General features: G+C 63.7%; 13 protein-coding genes. 5 read left to right on the forward strand and 8 right to left on the reverse strand.

What is annotated here, in order from left to right; translation table 11 throughout:
- Positions 1-35 precede the first annotated feature (35 nt).
- Both ACJ8MK_RS08950 and entS read left to right on the forward strand, forming a co-directional pair.
- Positions 36-8,546 (forward strand): amino acid adenylation domain-containing protein, encoded by an 8,511-nt coding sequence (locus tag ACJ8MK_RS08950; protein WP_442517664.1) that lies wholly within the window; start codon positions 36-38, stop codon positions 8,544-8,546.
- A gap of 60 nt (positions 8,547-8,606) precedes the next feature.
- Entirely contained in the window at positions 8,607-9,890 is a 1,284-nt protein-coding gene (entS, locus tag ACJ8MK_RS08955) for an enterobactin transporter EntS (protein WP_074027024.1), read from the forward strand.
- A 4-nt stretch (positions 9,891-9,894) separates the two neighbouring features.
- Here the strand turns inward: entS and ACJ8MK_RS08960 are convergent, their stop codons facing one another.
- Positions 9,895-10,254 (reverse strand): winged helix-turn-helix transcriptional regulator, encoded by a 360-nt coding sequence (locus tag ACJ8MK_RS08960; protein ID WP_025302868.1) that lies wholly within the window; start codon positions 10,252-10,254, stop codon positions 9,895-9,897.
- A 104-nt stretch (positions 10,255-10,358) separates the two neighbouring features.
- On the opposite strand from ACJ8MK_RS08960, the gene ACJ8MK_RS08965 reads away from it, so the two are divergent.
- Entirely contained in the window at positions 10,359-10,913 is a 555-nt protein-coding gene (locus ACJ8MK_RS08965; RefSeq protein ID WP_033653143.1) for an NAD(P)H-dependent oxidoreductase, read from the forward strand.
- Positions 10,914-10,950: 37 nt separating this feature from the next.
- Here ACJ8MK_RS08965 and ACJ8MK_RS08970 read toward each other — a convergent pair whose 3' ends face one another.
- Positions 10,951-11,727: an NAD(P)H-dependent oxidoreductase gene (locus ACJ8MK_RS08970; RefSeq protein WP_033653144.1), complete on the reverse strand. Its 777-nt coding sequence runs from the start codon at positions 11,725-11,727 to the stop codon at positions 10,951-10,953.
- A gap of 84 nt (positions 11,728-11,811) precedes the next feature.
- Between ACJ8MK_RS08970 and ACJ8MK_RS08975 the strand changes: the two genes are divergently transcribed.
- A complete protein-coding gene (locus ACJ8MK_RS08975; protein ID WP_101455607.1) occupies positions 11,812-12,705 on the forward strand; it encodes a LysR family transcriptional regulator in 894 nt (297 codons plus the stop codon).
- A gap of 13 nt (positions 12,706-12,718) precedes the next feature.
- Here ACJ8MK_RS08975 and ACJ8MK_RS08980 read toward each other — a convergent pair whose 3' ends face one another.
- From ACJ8MK_RS08980 to ACJ8MK_RS09000, 5 genes are all read right to left on the reverse strand, one after another.
- Entirely contained in the window at positions 12,719-13,069 is a 351-nt protein-coding gene (locus tag ACJ8MK_RS08980) for a GNAT family N-acetyltransferase (protein ID WP_419678647.1), read from the reverse strand.
- A complete protein-coding gene (locus ACJ8MK_RS08985) occupies positions 13,048-13,197 on the reverse strand; it encodes a hypothetical protein (protein ID WP_419678618.1) in 150 nt (49 codons plus the stop codon). The genes ACJ8MK_RS08980 and ACJ8MK_RS08985 overlap by 22 nt, the downstream gene beginning before the upstream one ends.
- 110 nt (positions 13,198-13,307) lie before the next feature.
- Positions 13,308-13,469 (reverse strand): hypothetical protein, encoded by a 162-nt coding sequence (locus tag ACJ8MK_RS08990; RefSeq protein WP_016927696.1) that lies wholly within the window; start codon positions 13,467-13,469, stop codon positions 13,308-13,310.
- Between the two features lie 141 nt (positions 13,470-13,610).
- Positions 13,611-15,629, reverse strand: a complete 2,019-nt coding sequence (locus ACJ8MK_RS08995) for a TonB-dependent copper receptor (RefSeq protein WP_333535674.1) — start codon at positions 15,627-15,629, stop codon at positions 13,611-13,613.
- A 278-nt stretch (positions 15,630-15,907) separates the two neighbouring features.
- Positions 15,908-16,294, reverse strand: a complete 387-nt coding sequence (locus tag ACJ8MK_RS09000; RefSeq protein ID WP_230122172.1) for a DUF2946 domain-containing protein — start codon at positions 16,292-16,294, stop codon at positions 15,908-15,910.
- A 216-nt stretch (positions 16,295-16,510) separates the two neighbouring features.
- Here ACJ8MK_RS09000 and ACJ8MK_RS09005 point away from each other — a divergent pair, with 216 nt between their 5' ends.
- Positions 16,511-16,795: a chorismate mutase gene (locus ACJ8MK_RS09005; protein ID WP_442517665.1), complete on the forward strand. Its 285-nt coding sequence runs from the start codon at positions 16,511-16,513 to the stop codon at positions 16,793-16,795.
- Between the two features lie 59 nt (positions 16,796-16,854).
- Here the strand turns inward: ACJ8MK_RS09005 and ACJ8MK_RS09010 are convergent, their stop codons facing one another.
- On the reverse strand, positions 16,855-18,156 hold the full coding sequence (locus ACJ8MK_RS09010; RefSeq protein WP_342097921.1) for a PQQ-dependent sugar dehydrogenase: 1,302 nt from the start codon (positions 18,154-18,156) through the stop codon (positions 16,855-16,857).
- Positions 18,157-18,167: the final 11 nt, after the last annotated feature.

Consider the following 18,167-nt stretch of genomic DNA (forward strand, 5'->3'; position numbering starts at 1 on the left):
TCGATACATTCCGTTTGAGGAAAAGGACAGACACCATGTCAGAAACGCTTTCTTTGCCGGATACTCAGGTCGAGTATCGGGATTATCCGCTGGTTGCGGCGCAACCGGGGATCTGGATCGCCGACCAAATCGCGCTGCGGCGCAACGGCTTCGCGGTGGCGCACTACACCGAACTGCACGGCGCTATCGACCGCTCGGCGCTGGAGCGCGCGATCCGTCAGGGGCTGGCCGAAGCGGATACGGTTCAGGCGCAGTTCTTTGAGGCGCAGGACGGCCAGCCGGTGCAGCGTTTGCCGCTGAACGCCGATCCTGCGCGCGTGCAGGCGCCGGAGTGGTTCGATTTCAGCGCGCGGCCGGACGCCGAACAGGCGGCGCTGGCGCTGATGAACGACGATCTGGCGCAGGATCTGCCGGCGGACGGCGAGCGGCCGCTCTATCGCCATGCGGTGATCCGCGTCAGCGCCGATCGCTGGTTCTGGTATCAGCGCTTTCATCATTTGACCCTGGACGGTTTCAGCTTCGAAGCCATCACCCGTCGGATCGCCGATATTTATCGCGCGCTGCGCCACGGGCTGGCGCCGGCGGCCTCGCCGTTTACCCCGTTCGGCAAGGTGGTGGAAGAGTTTCAGCAATGGCAAACCTCGCCCGCACGTGAGCGGGCGGCCGAATTCTGGCGCCAGCATCTGCGCGATTTGCCGTCGCCGCTGTCATTATCGACGGAGAGTCGGGAGGTTGAGGCGGGCGCCCGGCCGCTCAAACAGGCGCTGGTGCTGCCGGAATCGCTGTTTGACGAAGCGCTGCGCGATGGCGCGCTGCAGTCGCTGCAGCCGGCCGATATCGTCACGGCGGTGCTGGCGCTGTACCTGGCGCGCATGAGCGGCGAAACCCGCTTCTCAGTCGGTTTTCCTTTCATGCGCCGGATGGGATCGCAGGCGCTGGCGGCGGTCGGCCCGGTGGTCAACGTGCTGCCGCTGCTGCTGAACGTGACGCCGGAGATGTCGCTGGCGGATGTCTGCCTGGCCACCGTGGCGCAGATCAAGCAGGCGCGCCGCCATCAACGCTATGAGGCGGAGCAGATCAAACGCGATCTCGGCCTGGTCGGCGGCCATCAGGAACTGTACGGGCCGGTGGTCAACGTCAAGGTCTACCACAGCGCCTTGTCGTTCGACGGTCAGGCGGCCACCACCCATACGCTGGCGATGGGGCCGGTCGACGACCTGGAGTTCGAGATCGGTTTTCGAAGCGGCGTATTGACGCTGTCTTTGGTCGCCAACCCGGCCAAATACTCGCCGCGCACCTTGCAGCACCATGCGGAGCGCATCGGCCATTGGCTGCAGCAGTTGGCGCGACAGCCGCACCAGCCGAACGGTCAACTGGCGTTGATCGGCGAGGGGGAACTCAGACAACTCGCGGCCTGGGGGCGCGGCGCTGAGCTGACGCCGCCGGCGGGCATGGTTTCGATCATGGATGCGTTCCAGCGCCAGGTTGAGCGTCAGCCCGAGGCGTTGGCGGTGTCCTGCGGCGACGTGCGCCTCAGCTACCGGCAGCTCTCCGAACGGGTGATGCAGCTGGGGCGAGTGCTGATCGAAAGCGGCATCGGCGCCGAAGACGTGGTCGCCATCGGCATTCCACGCTCGGTGGACACGCTGGTCGCGCTGTTCGGCGTGCTGGCCAGCGGCGCGGCCTATATGCCGCTCGATCTGGACTATCCGCGTGAACGTTTGGTGCTGATGTGCGACGACGCGCGGCCGGTGATGTTGCTGACCCACAGTGACACGCGGGCCAACATGCCGGATCTGCCGCAGGTATTGTGCCTGGACGACACCCCGTGCCTGGCGCGCTGCGCGGCCGCCGAGAGCGCGCCGATAACGGACGACGAACGGCGTGTGCCGCTGAACGAGGCGCATCTCGCCTACATGATTTACACCTCCGGTTCGACCGGCAAACCCAAGGGCGTGATGTCCACGCACCGCGGGCTGCTGAACCTGTTCCTGTCGCACCAGGCTTCTCTGTTCGGCCCGGCGATCGAAAAATTCGAGGCCCGCCACGCGCGCCGCTTACGCGCCGGCCATACCGCCTCGTTCTCTTTCGACTCCTCCTGGGAACCGCTGTTCTGCATGATGATGGGCAGCGAACTGGTTATTTTCGATGAAGAGCTGCGCCGCGACCCCTGGGCGCTGCTGGAACAGACCCAGCAGACGCCGATCGATCTGCTGGACATCACGCCGTCGTTCTTCTCGCAACTGGTGGACTGCGGTCTGCTGAAAGGGCAGTTCCCGCTGCCGTCGTTCGTGATGATCGGCGGCGAGGCGGCGACGCCGACGCTGTGGAACCTGATGCAGCAGCATCCGGAGGTGGAGATCCACAACTATTACGGCCCGTCCGAATACACCGTCGATACCCTCGGCGCGCCGGTGACAGCCGCCGATCAGCCGGTGATCGGCCGTCCCCTCGCCAATACCTCAGTCTGGTTGCTCGACAGCCGCCTGCAGCCGGTGCCGATCGGCGCGGCGGGTGAGCTGTACATTTCCGGCAAGGGCATCGCGCGCGGTTACCTGCGGCGCCCGGATCTGACGGCGGCGCGCTTTGTCGCCAACCCGTTCGCCGAAGGCGAGGTGATGTACCGCAGCGGCGACCTGATGCGCTGGAGCGCGGAGGGCCAGCTGGTATTCATTGGCCGGACCGATCACCAAATCAAGGTGCGCGGCTTCCGCGTCGAGCTGGGTGAGGTGGAAAGCGCCTTGGCCGCCTTGCCGGACGTGGGGCGGGCGGTGGTGATCGCCGAACCGATCGGCGCCACCTATCGCCTGATTGGCTACTGCTCGGTGCAGGATGACGCGCGTCGCGCCTCGCCGGCGCTGCAAAGCGAGCTGCTGGGGCAGCTGGCGCAGCGTCTGCCGGATTATATGGTGCCGGCGATCCTGGTGGTAATGCCGGAGCTGCCGCTGAACGTCAACGGCAAGATTGACCGCCAGGCGCTGCCCAAACCGCAGGAAACGCTGGCGCAAAGCATTCGCGAACCGGCCACCGAGCAGGAGAGGCTGATTTGCCGCGCGATGGCCCAACTGTTGGGAATGGAGCGCGTCGGCGCAGACGACGATTTCTTCGCGCTCGGCGGCGACAGCATCTCGGCGATGGGGCTGGGCACCGCCCTGCGGCGCAAAGGCTATCTGCTGCGGCCGCGCGAGATCTTCGCGCTGCACACCCCCGCGCGCATGGCGCAGGCGATGCAGCCGCTGGCCGTTGGCTCTCAGACCGCACGCAGCGTGCGACAAGGCCTGATCGACGGGCTGCCGATCCTGCACTGGTTCGCCGAGACGGGCGATATGCATCGCCGCTTCGCGCACGGCGTTTTCCTGCGTGTGCCCGCCGAACTGCAACCGGAACAGCTGCGTTATGCGTTGGCACAGCTGCGCGCGGCGCACCCGGCGCTGAGCGCCAGGATCCGCGACGGCCAGTTGGTGGTCGAGGAAGCCGCTACCGCTGAGTTCATGCAGGTTCAGACCGTATCCGGCGAACTGGAGCTAGCGGCGGAACAGGCGTTTGATGCCGCACTCGAGCAGCTCGATCCGGCGGCCGGTGCCATGATGCAGGCGATCCTGTTGCAGCGTGACGGGCAGAGCCTGGGGCTGGTGCTGGCGATCCACCACCTGGTGGTCGACGGCGTTTCCTGGCGCATCCTGCTCGACGAGCTGCGGCAAGTGGCCGACAGCGCCATGCAGGGGCAGCCGATCACGCTGCCGCCGGAGGAAACCTCGCTCTATGAATGGTCCGCGCGTTTACGGGCCGACGTCGAACGCCGCGAAGCCGAGCTGCCGTTCTGGCAGCAGATGCTGGCGGACGGCGTGCCGCGTTTGGGGCGGCGCGCGCTGGAACCGCAGACCGATCGCATCGCCTCGGTGAGCGAACGGCGCACGCTGCTCGACAGCCGGCTGACCGCCGCGCTGCTCGGCACATTGCCGCAGAACTATCGCGCCCAGGTTGAAGAGATCATGCTGTGCGCGCTGGCTCAGGCCTGCCGTCGTCAGTTCCAGGCCGCTTCGCTGCGTTTCTCTCTGGAGTCGCACGGCCGCGCCGAACTGGATGACGGCCTCGATCTGGCCCGCACCGTCGGCTGGCTGACGGCGGAGTACCCGCTGCGCATCGAACTGCATGACGCCGAGCATAATGAGGCGGTGCGCGCGGTGAAACGGGCGACGCGCGCGGTGGCCGATCGCGGCGTCGGCTATGGCCAGCTGCGTTATCTGCATCCGCAGCGTGACGATCTGGCGGCGCTGGCGCAGCGCAACGCCCCGGAGATTTTATTCAACTACCTTGGGCGTTTCAGCCAGGATGAGGCGCACTGGACGCCGCAGCGCAGCCAGACTCGCTTCCGCGACGCCTTCGCCGTGGCGCAGGATGCGCAGCAGGCGCTGTCTTACGGGCTGGAAGTGAATATCTTTGTCGAGGAGCGGCGCGACGGTGCCTGCCTGGCGATTAACTGGAGCTGGCTGGAGGCAATGTTCAGCGAGAGCGACATTGCGCAGCTGCACAGCGGCATCGAGCACGCCGTGCGTTCACTGTGCGAGTTTGCCGAACGGCATCCCGAACGCGCGGCGGCGACGTTGGTGGCGGCCGAAATCGCCCAGCCGGGCGTCGATGATGAAGCGGTGCGCGCCTGGGAGCGGGAGTGCGGGCCGTTAGCCGCGGCGCTGCCGCTGTTGCCGCTGCAACACGGTCTGCTGTTCCATGCGCAGACGGCGCAGCAGGGCGGCAGCTACAACTCGCTGACGCGCCTGAGCCTCTGCGGCGAACTGGACGCGCATCAACTTCAGCAGGCGCTGAATGCAGTGATCCGCCGCCATCCGCAGCTGGCCGCCCGATTCAACCGCGAGGGCGAGCCGCTGCAGCTGATCCCGCAGGAAAGCCATTGGCCGCTGGACAGCCACGCGCTGCCGCCGCTGGCCGAAGAACAGGAGGTGCAGGCACTGCACCGGCTGGAGCAGCAGGAACTGCAGCGCGATCTGTTCAACCAGCCGGGCGCGATGCTGCATGCATTGTTGGTCAAACACGGGGATAGCGAACGCTACACGCTGTTCCTTAACGCGCATCACCTGATCGTCGACGGCTGGTCGACGCCGGTGGTGCTCAACGATCTGATGCTGGCCCTGCGTGAAGGCGAGCAGGCGTTGCCGCCGCTGCGTTCGAACTATGCCGATATCGTGCGCCGCCTGACCGCGCGGGATGCCGAAGCTTCGCGCCGCCTCTGGCGCCAGACGCTGCAGGACGTGCGGCCGACGTTGCTGTTCGGTGAGGCGCAGGACGATCGCGTGCACGAGCTGGAGATGACGCTGCCGCCGGCCGAGGAAAGGCGCTTGCTGACCCTGTGTCGCGAACGCGGGTTGACGCTCAATACCGTGATGCAGGGCATTTGGGCATTGCAGTTGGCCAGCTGTTGCGGCCAGCAGGACGTGGTGTTCGGCTCGCCGGTTTCCGGCCGCTTTGGCCAGATAGAAGGGATCGAGGAACACGTTGGCCTGTTCAGCAACACGCTGCCGGTGCGGGTGCGTCTGCAGCACGATCGTTCGCTGACGGAACAGCTGACTGAGCTGCAGCACCGGCAAATTGAACTGCTGGAGCACGACGATTTGGGGTTGGGGGAAATTCAGCACCTGGCCGGGGCGGGCACGCTGTTCGATACGCTGTTGGTGGTGGAGAACTACCCGGACAACGACGCTCTGCTGGGCGGCGCAGGGTCGCTGCGCTGCGACGCCATCCGCAACAAAGGCTATACCCACTATCCGCTGACGCTGCTGGTGCTGCCGGGCGAGCGTCTGCGCCTGCTGATGGAGTACCGCGCCTCGGTGCCGCAGCCTGAGCGCTTCGCCGCGCGGCTGATGGCGCTGTTGCAACAGTGGATCGCCCAACCGGATTTGCCGCTGCCGCGCTGGCAGTTGCAAACGCCGCAGGAGCAGGCGCTGATCGCGGCGGTCAACCGCACCGGGCAGGCGGTGGCGGACACCACCTTGCATCAGGCGATCGCCGATCAAGCGCGGCGCACGCCGGATCGCATCGCGCTGCAGGATGCCGGGCACAGCCTCAGCTACCGCGACATGCAGCGCCAGGCCGCGCTGCTGGCCGAGCGGCTGACAGCGGCCGGCATTCAGCCGGGGGATATCGTGGCGGTGGCGTTGCCGCGTTCCGTGCGCCTCAGCCTGGCGCTGACGGCGATTGTGCAGACCGGCGCCGCCTGGCTGCCGCTGGACACCGGCTACCCGGACGAGCGGCTGGCCTACATGGTGGAGGACGCCAAGCCGCGGCTGATTATCACCGAGAGCGCGTTGGATGCCCGCTTTGCCGCGCTGGCGCCGACGCTGCTGTTCGATGCGCTGGACGACAGCGGGCGCGAACCGCCTGCGCGTCTGCCGGCGGGGAACGGCGATTATCCCGCCTACGTGCTGTATACCTCCGGCTCTACCGGGCGGCCGAAAGGTGTGGTGGTGAACCACCGGGCGATCGTCAACCGCCTGTTCTGGATGCAGCACGAGTATGCGCTCGATGCGCAGGACGTGGTATTGCAGAAAACGCCGTGCAGCTTCGACGTTTCCGTCTGGGAATTCTTCTGGCCGCTGATGGTCGGCGCGCGCCTGGTGATGGCGCCGCCGGAGGCGCATCGCGATCCGCAGGCGCTGACGACGTTGATCGACGACTATGGCGTGACCACGCTGCATTTCGTTCCGTCCATGTTGGCTATCTGGGTGGAGGCGCTGAACGAGCGGGCGCCACAGCGCGCCGCCGCCAGCCTGAAACGCGTGTTCTGCAGCGGTGAGGCGCTGTCGTGTGAACTGGCTTCCCGCTATCAGGCGTTGGTTATCGCGCCGCTGCACAACCTGTATGGCCCGACGGAGGCGGCGGTCGATGTCACCTACCAACCGGCGTCCGGCGCGGCATTGGCGGCGGTGAGCGGCGCCGGCGTGCCGATCGGCAAACCGGTCTGGAACACCCAGTTGAGCATTCTCGACGCGATGCTGCGGCCGGTGCCCGTCGGCTGCGCCGGCGATCTTTACCTGCGCGGCATTCAGCTGGCCGATGGCTATCTGCATCGGCCGGGGCTGACGGCGCAGCGGTTTGTCGCCGATCCCGCCGGCAACGGCGCGCGCATGTATCGCACCGGCGATATCGCCCGCTGGCTGGAAGACGGCAGTGTCGAGTATTTGGGGCGCAGCGACGATCAGCTGAAGATCCGCGGCCAGCGCATCGAGCTGGGAGAAATCGAGCAGGCGCTGCTGGCGCAGCCGGGGATAGCGCAAGCGGCGGTGCACGCCATCGAGCTGGGCGAGGGCGCGACGGGGCTTGGCGGCGCCGATATGCGCCAACTGGTCGCCTGGCTGATCGCCCAACCGGGCGTGACGCTGGATACCGCCGTGCTGCATCAGGCGCTGGAGCAGCGTTTGCCGGCGCACATGATGCCGGTCAGCTATGTCATGACCGACAGCTTCCCGCTCAGCGCCAGCGGCAAGCTGGATCGCAAGGCGTTGCCGCGGCCGCAGCTGAGCCACCAAAGTGGCCGCATGCCACAGAGCGACAGCGAACGCCTGCTGGCGGCGCTGTTCGGGGAACTGTTGGGGCGTGAGACGGTGTATGCCGACGACGACTTCTTCGCGCTGGGCGGCCATTCGCTGCTGGCGATGCGTCTGGCGGCGGAGCTGCGTCGCCGCGTGCCTCGGCCATTGAGCGTCGGGCAGATCATGTTCGCCCGCAGCCTGGAGAAGATGGCGCACCTGCTCGATGACGCGCAGGCAGCCAACTCGGCCGAGAGCCGCGGCGTCGGCGAATGCCTGCAGCTGCGGGCCGGCCAAGGCCCGGCGCTGTTCTGCCTGCATCCGGCTTCCGGTTTCGCCTGGCAGTACTCGGGGCTGAGCCGTTATCTGCCGGGCAGCTACCCCATCATCGGCCTGCAGTCGCCAAGACCGGACGGCGCCATCGCCACCTGTGAGGATATCGAGCAGATGGTCGATCGTCATCTCGCCAATCTGCGCCGCCTGCAGCCGCAGGGGCCTTACTACCTGCTGGGCTATTCGCTCGGCGGCACGCTGGCGCACTCGATGGCCGCGCGCCTGCAGCAGCAGGGCGAAGAGGTGGCGTTCCTCGGCATGCTGGATACCTATCCGCCGGAAGGCCAGGATTGGACCGGCCCCAGCGAGGAGGACGCGCAGAAAGAGGTGGCGCAGGAGCAGGCCGAGTTTATGGCGGAAGATCATGGCGATCCGGCGCTGATGGCGGAGAAGGCGGCAATGTTCGACAGCATCGTCGCCAACTACCGCGACGCGGTGCGCATTCTGTCTCAGGCGCGCAGCCGGCGTTTCCACGGCACGGCGACGCTGTTTGTCGCCGACCAGACGCTGCCGCCGGAGATGGATATCGACGCCGTGTGGGCGCCGTATCTGGATGGGCTGATCTGCCATCACCAGCGCTGCGAACACGCGGACATTCTGTCGCCGGCTTCGCTGGAGACGCTCGGGCCGCTGTTGCATTCGTTGCTGACGCAGCAATACGGGTTGGTATAACGCAACCGGGCCGGGGGGCGTGCGTCCCGGCCCGTACTAAAACATGATATGCAGGACACTATGGCCAGACCTTCTTTTTTTCTTGATTTCAGTTTGCTGAGAAGCAATGCGCATTTCCGCGCGATTTTCTGCGCCCGCATGCTGTCGGTGTTTTCCCTCGGCATGTTGGCGGTGGGGGTGCCGATTCAGATCCAGGCGATGACCGGCTCCACGTTGCAGGTGGGCGTGGCGGTGGCGCTGGACGGGGTGGGCATGTTTATCGGCCTGATGCTGGGCGGCGTGCTCGCCGATCGCTACGATCGCCGTAAGCTGATCCTGTTTGCGCGCGGCACCTGCGGGCTGGGCTTTGTCGCCCTGAGTCTGAACGCCTTCGCCCCGGCGCCTTCGCTGTGGGCGCTCTACCTGCTGGCGGCCTGGGACGGCTTCTTCGGGGCGCTGGGCATGACGGCGCTGATGGCGGTGATCCCGCTGCTGGTCGGGCGCGAAAACCTGGCGGCGGCGGGGGCCTTGAGCATGGTGACGGTGCGCATCGGCGCGATCCTGGCGCCGGCGCTGGGCGGGATTATCATCGTGTTCGGCGGCGTGGGGCTGGCGTTCGCCGTGGCCGCCGCCGGGACGCTGGGCACCCTTGTCCCACTGGTGCGCCTGCCGACGCTGTTGCCGCAGCAGCAGGAGCCGGAACACCCGCTGCGCGCGCTCGCCAGCGGCTTCCAGTTTGTCTGGCGCAATAAGGTGGTGGGGTCGGTGGTGGTGCTGGGAATGCTGATGAGCATCGTCGGCGCCGTCCGGGTGCTGTTCCCGGCGCTGGCGCAGGACGCTTACCACGTCGGCGCGTCCTCAATTGGCCTGATGTATTCCGCGGTGCCGCTCGGCGCGATGCTGGGCGCGCTGACCAGCGGCTGGGTGGGGCGTTTCTCTCGGCCCGGCGTGCTGATCCTGGTCGCCGCCATCGTCGCGTTTACCGCTATCACTTCGCTGGGGCTATTCAGCCACCTGGCGCCGGCGCTGCTGGCGCTGGTGTGCTACGGCTACGCCAACGCCATTGCTTCGCTCCTGCAGTTCATGCTGATCCAGAGCAATACGCCGGATCATCTGCTGGGGCGGGTGAACAGCCTCGGCACCGCGCAGGACGTAACCGGCGATTCGATCGGCGCGCTGGGGCTCGGCGTACTGGGCAGGATCTTTACCCCGTTGATGAGCGTGCTGTCGTTTGGCGCATTCGCCGCTGTGCTCGGCGTGCTGGTGGCCTTCAGCGTGCGCACGCTGCGCCAGTGCCGGCCGGCGGACGCGTTGGTCGAGCACGATGAGCCCGCGCCGGCAACCTCGGCGGCAGCGGACAACTAACCCCTCACGGCACCGGCTGTTCCGGCCGGTGCTGTTCCCCCCAGTTGCACATCATGTCGATCACCGGGATCAGCGAACGCCCGCGTTCGGACAGGCTGTACTCCACCTTGGGCGGGATCTGCGGATATTCCTTTCTCACCACCAGGCGATCTTTTTCCAGCTCTTTCAGCGTCGAACTCAGCGTTTTGTAGGAAATGGTGCCGATGCAGCGCTGCAGCTCGTTGAACCGCAATACCGGCTTATACAACGCCAGCCAGTAGAGAATAATCATTTTATATTTGCCGTTGATCACCGACAGCGTGTAGCCATAGCCGGTGTCTTCGAGGCTGATGCCCGTTGGGCTGCAGTGGGATTCGGCGGTCATTGAGTGCTTTCTCCAGGGTAAGTATGTGTCGTGAGTGTGCGTATTTTACATTGTTCCAGCATAACCTATGATGCGCCGGTAGACACTTGACTGGAGAAATCGATATGAAAACCCTGGTGGTGGTGACCCATCCCGATATGGCGAACTCGGTGGTCAATAAACGCTGGCTGGAGGAACTGCGGCGCTATCCGGAGCGGTATACCGTGCACGAACTGCATCAGGCCTACCCGGACTGGCAGATCGACGTCGCCCACGAGCAGCGGCTGATCGAAGCCCATGACAACATCGTGCTGCAGTTCCCGATTTTCTGGTTCAGCAGCCCGCCGCTGCTGAAAAAATGGCTGGACGACGTGCTGACCTACGGCTGGGCCTACGGTTCGCGCAGCGGCTACAAGATGCAAAACAAGAAGCTGGCGTTGGCGGTCACGGCGGGGGTGCGCGCAGAGGATTATGCGCGCGACGGGCGCTATCGTTACTCGCTGGAGGAAATCTTCCGGCCGTTTGAAGTCACCGCCGGTTACGTGCGGGCCGACTATGCCTCGTTCTTCGCCTTTTACGGCAGGGAGGCCGCTTCGGACGGCACGGTGGAGCCGCTGCAATCCCACGAATTGGATCGCAGCGCGCAAGGCTATCAGGCATTTCTCGCCGCCCTGAATTAACGGCACGCCCCGGATGCGCCAGGGCGTGCGCGTCCGGCTACTCGATGTGAACGCCGAAACCGTCTTGCCCCGGCGCGAGATGCGCTTTCAAAGTCAGCTGCGGGATCAGATAGTCACCGGCGTTCTGCCGCCGGAAGCGGATTGGCTCGGCGTTCCACAGATTATCCAGCCGCTGCCCGAGCTGCTCGCACAGGGCGGCAAAGCGTGCCTCATCGGTTTTGCCGGCGCGGTAGGTGACGAACGGCGGCAGCACCTCGAAGCCTGGGTAGTGCAGCATGCCGTGCTGGATCGGGAACAGGATATCGTCGATCGGCCCGTTGATGCCGCGCGGGGCGTAATGGGACTCCCAGCCGCCGGCGGTGACGATCAGCATCGCCCGTTTGCCCGCTAGCGTACCCTCGCCGTAACGGTCACCCCAATGGGTATCGGAATGCTCACCCACGCCGTAGGCAAAACCGTAAGCATAGACACGCTCCACCCAGCCTTTCAGGATCGCCGGCATCGAGAACCACCACAGAGGAAACTGCAGCAGCACCGCGTCCGCCCAACGCAATTTTTGCTGTTCCCGTTCGATATCAGCGCTCTGCATGCCGTTGGCGAACGCGCGCTGCGAATCCAGCGAAGGATCGAAACGAGCAGTTGCCGGGCCTTCCAGACTGTCGTCGGCGTCGAGCGCCGCTTTCCACTTCATGGCGTACAGGTCGGACACTTGTACCTGATGGCCGGCCTGCGTCAGGCGTTCAACGGCGAAATTTTTCAGTGAACCGGTCAGCGACAGCGGCTCCGGGTGGGCGTAAACAATCAGCACATTCATAACAGCTCTCCTTGGTGTGAGAGCTGCAGGTTAGGGTGTTAGTCGGTATATTAGAAATGAATTACCGTTATCCCAGGTATAACTATGAATAATTTAAGACGGCTGGATCTCAACCTGCTGGTGACGCTCGACGCGCTGCTGGCGGAGCACAACGTCACACGCGCGGCACAGCGGCTCAATTTCTCCCAGCCGGCGGTCAGCGTGCATCTCGCCAAACTGCGGGCGATCTTTGACGATCCGCTGCTATTGCCCGGCCCGCGCGGCATGCGCCCGACCGCCAGAGCGGAACAGCTGCGGGCACCGTTACGCCAGGCATTGGCGGCGCTCGAGTTGGCGATAACGCCGGCGACGCCGTTCGATCCCGCCGTGGCGACCGATACCTGGCGCGTGGCCGCCTTTGACTACGGTGAATCCACCATCGTGCTGCCGGCGCTGAACGGTTTGCGCACGGCGGCGCCCGGCACCCGGCTGGCGGTGCTGGAGATCGCCCCGGCGCGCCTCGCCAAACGGATGGAGCAAGGGGAGATCGACCTGGCGTTTCATACCCGAGAAGGGGCGCCATCCGGCCTGCGGCAGCGCACGCTGTTTAGCGAACGCTATGTGCTGGTGGGCCGGGTCGGCCACCCCAAGCTGCATGCCAGGCTGACGCCGGCGCAATTTTGCCAATTGGAGCAGGTGATGGTCTCGCCGGACGGCGGCGGGTTCTATGGCATGACCGACCGGGCGTTGGCAGACGTGGGGCTGACGCGGCGCGTGGTGCTCTCCGTGCCGCATTTTCTGTTCGTTATCTCGGTGCTGACGCAGTCCGATTTGGTGGCGATGCTGCCGGAGCGGCTGGTGCGCAACCAGCCTTTATTGCAACGGCTTGAGCCGCCGCTGGCGGTGCCGGGCTTTGAAATGACCATGCTGTGGCACGAACGATCGCACCGCGATCCCGCTCACCGGTGGCTGCGCGAACATATCGTGCGGTCAGTGTGAGCGGGTTGGCAGATTAAACGGAGAAGCGCTTTTTGATTCTGTCGACCGGCGTGCCATCGCTGAGCGGCACCTGCGGCAAACGATCGTAATCACGAAAGCCCATTTTGTGATAGTAGGCGAGGCCACCGACGTTATCCGCCCGAATGGTGGCATTGATGTGCTTGAAACCGTGAGACTTCGCCGCCGCTAATGTGGCAGGGAACAACGCACTGCCGACGCCACGCACCTTCGGCGACAGGCGGGAAAAGGTGGCAATATCTGCGGTATCGGGTGGCAGGGCATCATCTGCGCTCAGCGCCTGGAAGCCCACCAACAGCCCATCTACCTCCGCGACCTGGCAGCTCAGCGCATTGCTGCCGCTGATGAACCATTCGCTGAATTCGGCGGGGTGAGGGGCGTTTCTATCGCCGTCGTGCCGCCGGCGCCGATCACGTCATTCAATAACTGCGTCAGGGCTTCAGCGTCTTGCGGGGTTACCGTTCTGATCTTCATTGCGTTGCTATCTCCTATGATGAATCGGCTGGAACCATCGAAAGAAGATAGACGCAGGCGCCCGATAATGAAATATCGGAACGTGCCGGACAAAAAGACAGTGAGGGGAATTACATGAACAGGAAGCGGTCGGCCAGCGGAACCCCACGTTCGAGACGCGGTGGCAGCGCGTCGTCGCGATCGTCAGGCTGAGCAGCCTGCGGCGCGGCGTCTTCGGCTTTTTCGATCATCAGCTCGCCGAGCAGGGCCAGAAAACGAGTGATCTTTTGCATATTCCCTCTAGGGCAATAATTAACCTGAAGATGATAGTAATCGCCGCCTAACCGAATGGGAAAAACTTAAAACTCATATCCTAAGAACCGGATCGCATATCGCCTGACCGGGCGACGGTGGCCCATCGCCCGGTTAACCGCTTAGAAGGTGACGTTAACCTTGGCCCACAGGGTGCGGCCCGGTTCATTCACCGCGCTGTTGGCCGAGTACCCGAAGGCGCTGTTGCCCGCCAGGTTGAGGTGCTCGCTGTAGGTCTTGTTCAGGATGTTATCCAGACCGGCGCTCAGCTTGACGTTTTTATTCACCTTGTAGGCGGCGTTGGCGGAGAGCACGCCGAAGCCGGCGCTTTCGGCAAAGTCTTTGCCCACCACGTTGCCTTCGTTGATCGCCACGCGGTGTTGGCTGCTGACCAGACGCCACAGGCCGGTGCCGCTCCAGTCGCCGTACTCATAGGTCAGCCCCAAGCGTGCCTCCAGCGGCGGGATCTGCGGCAGCGGCCGGCCGTCGCTGCTATTTTTGCCCCAGGAGTAGGCCAGGCTGGCGTCGGTTTTCCAGTGCTCGCTCAGCTGATAACCCATGCCCATTTCGCCGCCCATGATGTTGGCGTTGACGTTATCGGCCTGGCTGAGGCGCGCGTTGTGCGGATCGTATTTGAACAGGATGAAATCATCGACGCGGCCTACATAAGCGGAGACCCAGCCGTTGAAGCGTTTGCCGTTGTACTGCGCGCCGATGTCGAGCTGCGTGGTTTTCTCGCTCTTGACGCTGGAGAACGGATCCTTGCTGCCGTTCGGGCCAAGCTTCGGCGAGAACAGCTCCCAGTAATCCGGGAAGCGCTCGGTATAACCGACGCCGGCATACAGCATCAGCGGCAGGTCGGCCAGCGTATGCTCCAGGCGCATAAAGCCGCTCGGCAGGGTGTCCGAACGTTCCCCAGCGCTGCCGCTGCGGAAATTCTCCACCAGGGTGCGGTCGAGGCGCGCGCCGCCGATCAGTTTATCCTGTTCGCTGGTGGACCAGGTCAGTTCACTGAAGGCGCCGTAGCTGTTGAACTGGGCGTCTTTTTCCCAACTGCCGCGGTTCATGCTGCGGTGGGTGTTGGTTTGGGTGTCCAGGCCGCTTTCAAGCTTCACGTCCTGCCACTGCCAGGTGCCCATCACGCGGCCGCCGAAGGTGCGGCGATCGAGCTGCATCGTCATGCCGGAGGACATCATGTGCCCGCCGTGGCCGCCCATCCCCATGCTCATGCCGCCATGCCCCCCGTGCCCAGCCATGCCGCCGCTGCCCGGCGATCGCAGGGTGACGTTGTCCATCACGTGGTTGGCGTAGTTGTAGTAGACCTGCGCTTCCAGCTTATCCAGCACGTCGCCGATGTTGGATTTCTCCACCCGCATGCCCAGGCTTTCGCGTTTGAACTGCGAACCATCCATGCTGCGGCCGGCATAGCGCGCTTCGCCGTTGCCGCGGCCCATAGTTACTTCCAGCAGCGTGTCGGCGTCCGGCGTCCAGCCGAGCGCCAGATCGCCGTTCCACTTGTCCCAGCGCGATGGCACGCGCGTATTCGTGCCGTCCTGATAGTCGTTGGAACGGGATTTGTTGGCCATCACCCGCAGGTAGCCTTGTTCGGCGCCGAGGCTGGCGTCGATGTTCTCGTCCCAGCGGCCGTTGGAGCCGGTCAGCACGCTGGCGTTGCCCTTGATACCCGGCTTGTCGAAGCGCGGGCGTTCACGCTCGAAACGCACCGTGCCCGCCGACGATCCCGGCCCCCACAGCACCGTCTGCGGCCCCTTGGTAATGGTCAACAGATCGAAGCTTTCCGGCGAGATGTAAGAGGTCGGTGCATCCATCCGCGCTGGGCAGGCGCCCAGCATTTCCGAACCGTCGGTGAGGATCTTCAACCGAGAGCCGAACATGCCGCGGAACACCGGGTCGCCGTTGGTGCCGCCGTTGCGGATCTGCGAAAAGCCGGGGATGGTTTTCAGGTAGTCCGAACCGTCGCTGGCCGGCACCGGCTGGCGTGGGGTTTTCGGCGAGGTGACGATGGTCAGCGGGGAGTAGAGCGGCGCGGTGACGGTAATCACGTCGCCATCATTAACCTGTGCGCCGGCAGGGTGTTGATGCGCCTGCGCCGCGTGGCCGGCCAGCAGAAACAGCGGCATGGCGGTGGTAATGGCGCGGGTGACGGCGTTCTTTTTATAAGTCGGTTTAAACATCATCTTTCCTTAAGCTAACTTTTTCCGTGCTTGGCCGAGGGATTATTCAGGCGTGGGGCGGCCTGGCGAAAATCACCATCGGAAAATACGGGGGTTAATTCCATCAACCTGGAAATAACCGGATTAATAATGTCGTCTCGATGATTAACCGTTGGGCGAATTAATTCCGCCGGGTTGAAACGATCAACGGCAATACAGAGAACGGCAATGGGCTTATTGTTAAATCAGAGGAAAGAGATGGGGGGCGCGCGCGGCTGTAATTCGGTATGAACAACGTGGGCAAACAGAGGGACGAGATAGTGGATCGGCGGCGGGCGCGAAGCCAGCGACTGGGACCAGAACAGCGGGCCGTGGCTCACGTCCAGCAGCGGCGCGTGCAACAACAGCACGCAATAGCCGCAGGCACTGTCGTCCATCATCATCGCCATGTTGTGGTGGCCGCCGCCGTGCTGCATCAGCGGCTGTGAGGCTTTCTCAGGCTCAGGCGGCGGCGAGTGCATCCCGTGATGCATCGGCATATCCATGCCGCAATCCGCCATGACGGTCGCTCCAGCACTTCCGGCGCGCACATGCTCCAGGGATCGCGAGACCACCGGCGCAATGAACAACATCAGAATGGCAAACACCCCTAACCAGGCGGCGGCCCGATTTCGCGATGTAGAGCGCTGAATTAACGACACAATCAACCTAAAAAAAGGGTTAACACAGGGTAGGGAATTGTACTGGTTTATGTCGAAATGTTAAAACCTTTTATTTCCGGCCAGCGGTATGTTGATGAATATATTATCGGACAAGCGCTTAAAATAAACACAAGCTGAGGAGGAGAAATGGAATACACTTCAATGGATGAAATTAGAGCAGATATTGATAAACTTGATGAAAAATTAGTTGAGTTAGTGGCTCAGAGAGGGCGTTGTGTAAAAGCGGCGGCGAGGTTTAAACACAATACCCAGGCAGTACGCGCACCTGAAAGGGTGAAACAAGTTATTGATAAAGTGAAAACACATGCCAGACGTGCTGAATTGCCAGAAGAAATTATTGAGAAAACTTATCTAGCAATGATTGATGCTTTCATCGAGTATGAGCTAATGCAACATAAGCAGCTGAAATAAAATCGTTTAACAACGATAAGGGAGTTGCCTATCGGTAACTCCCTTCATTCATTAACTGCTTACTTCGCGCTGACGCGCCAAACGGTGTTGCCGACGTCATCAGCAATCAGCAGGGCGCCGGTCTTGTCGACCGCCAATCCTACCGGTGCGCCATAGAGTTCCTTCTCGTCGTCGGAGACAAAGCCGGTGACCACCGCTTTGAGTTTGCCGACCGGCTTGCCTTGCTCAAACGCCACGTAGCTGACCCGGTAGCCGTTCAGCGGCGAGCGATCCCAGCTGCCGTGTTCGCTGACGAAGGCGCCGCCGCGATACTCGGCCGGCAGAGCGTTCGCCGTGTAGAACAGCAGCCCCAGCGGCGCGACGTGGGAGCTGAGGGCGTAGTCCGGCTTGATGGCTTTCGCCACCAGATCCGGCCGCGCCGGCTGCACCCGCCGATCGACGTGCTGGCCGAAATAGCTGTAAGGCCAGCCGTAGAAGCCGCCGTCCTGCACCGATGTCAGGTAGTCCGGCACCAGATCTGCGCCGATCTCGTCACGCTCGTTGACGATGGCCCATAGCTTGCCGCTGTGCGGTTCCCACTGCAGCCCGGTCGGATTGCGCAGGCCGCTGGCGAAGATGCGGCTGGCACCGGAGGCGGTGTCCACTTCCAGCACGGCGGCGCGGCGGTACTCTACGGCCAGGCCGTTTTCGGTGATATTGCTGTTTGAACCGACGCCGACATACAGCTTTTTACCGTCCGGGCTGGCCAGCAGGGCCTTGGTCCAATGATGATTGATGGTGTCCGGCAGATCGGCCAGCTCTTTACCCGCATCGCTGATGCGCGTTTCGCCCGGCTGATAGGCGTACTGCATGATGTTGCCGGTGTTGGCCACATACAGGGTGTTGCCAATCAGCTGGACGCCGAACGGCGAATCGAGCCCTTCGAGGAAGACATGCTTTTCCCAGCTGCCATCGGCGGTTGGGCGCAGCAGGGTAATCCGGTTGCCCCCTTTGCCGCCTTTACCGGACTGGCCCTTCACCAAACCGGCGATCAGCTGCTTGGGCGTGCTCACCGCTTCCGTGCCCGGCCCGTTGGCTTCCACCACCAAAACATCGCCGTTGGGCAGGGTAAGCAGCTGGCGCGGGTGCAGCAAACCGTCCGCCACCTTATCGATTTTCAAGCCTTCGGCCACTTTCGGCATCTGATTTTGCTGCCAGCCGACGCCCTTTGGCACCTGCATCGGCGGCATCAGGAAGTCTTGCGCCGCCGGCAACGTCGGATCCGGCCCCATTTGTTGTTCCGGTGAAATGACGGCGCTGTTATCGCAGCCGGCCAGCGCCAACACGGCCGAAAGCGCAATCGCGATGGATGATAGCTTCATGAAAACCTCCT

Origin of the sequence: Serratia sp. CY38905 (assembly GCF_052168875.1) — a bacterium.
Lineage (GTDB): Bacteria > Pseudomonadota > Gammaproteobacteria > Enterobacterales > Enterobacteriaceae > Serratia > Serratia sarumanii.

What these genes read in the sequence shown, in the direction of transcription:
- ACJ8MK_RS08975 (WP_101455607.1), top strand. Translation starts at nt 11,812, where the DNA reads ATGAATAATTTAAGACGGCTGGATCTCAACCTGCTGGTGACGCTCGAC.
- ACJ8MK_RS08965 (WP_033653143.1), top strand. Translation starts at nt 10,359, where the DNA reads ATGAAAACCCTGGTGGTGGTGACCCATCCCGATATGGCGAACTCGGTG.
- ACJ8MK_RS08970 (WP_033653144.1), bottom strand. Translation starts at nt 11,727, where the DNA reads ATGAATGTGCTGATTGTTTACGCCCACCCGGAGCCGCTGTCGCTGACC.
- ACJ8MK_RS08950 (WP_442517664.1), top strand. Translation starts at nt 36, where the DNA reads ATGTCAGAAACGCTTTCTTTGCCGGATACTCAGGTCGAGTATCGGGAT.
- entS (WP_074027024.1), top strand. Translation starts at nt 8,607, where the DNA reads ATGGCCAGACCTTCTTTTTTTCTTGATTTCAGTTTGCTGAGAAGCAAT.
- ACJ8MK_RS08990 (WP_016927696.1), bottom strand. Translation starts at nt 13,469, where the DNA reads ATGCAAAAGATCACTCGTTTTCTGGCCCTGCTCGGCGAGCTGATGATC.
- ACJ8MK_RS09005 (WP_442517665.1), top strand. Translation starts at nt 16,511, where the DNA reads ATGGAATACACTTCAATGGATGAAATTAGAGCAGATATTGATAAACTT.
- ACJ8MK_RS08985 (WP_419678618.1), bottom strand. Translation starts at nt 13,197, where the DNA reads ATGAAGATCAGAACGGTAACCCCGCAAGACGCTGAAGCCCTGACGCAG.
- ACJ8MK_RS09010 (WP_342097921.1), bottom strand. Translation starts at nt 18,156, where the DNA reads ATGAAGCTATCATCCATCGCGATTGCGCTTTCGGCCGTGTTGGCGCTG.
- ACJ8MK_RS08960 (WP_025302868.1), bottom strand. Translation starts at nt 10,254, where the DNA reads ATGACCGCCGAATCCCACTGCAGCCCAACGGGCATCAGCCTCGAAGAC.
- ACJ8MK_RS08995 (WP_333535674.1), bottom strand. Translation starts at nt 15,629, where the DNA reads ATGCCGCTGTTTCTGCTGGCCGGCCACGCGGCGCAGGCGCATCAACAC.
- ACJ8MK_RS09000 (WP_230122172.1), bottom strand. Translation starts at nt 16,294, where the DNA reads ATGTTGTTCATTGCGCCGGTGGTCTCGCGATCCCTGGAGCATGTGCGC.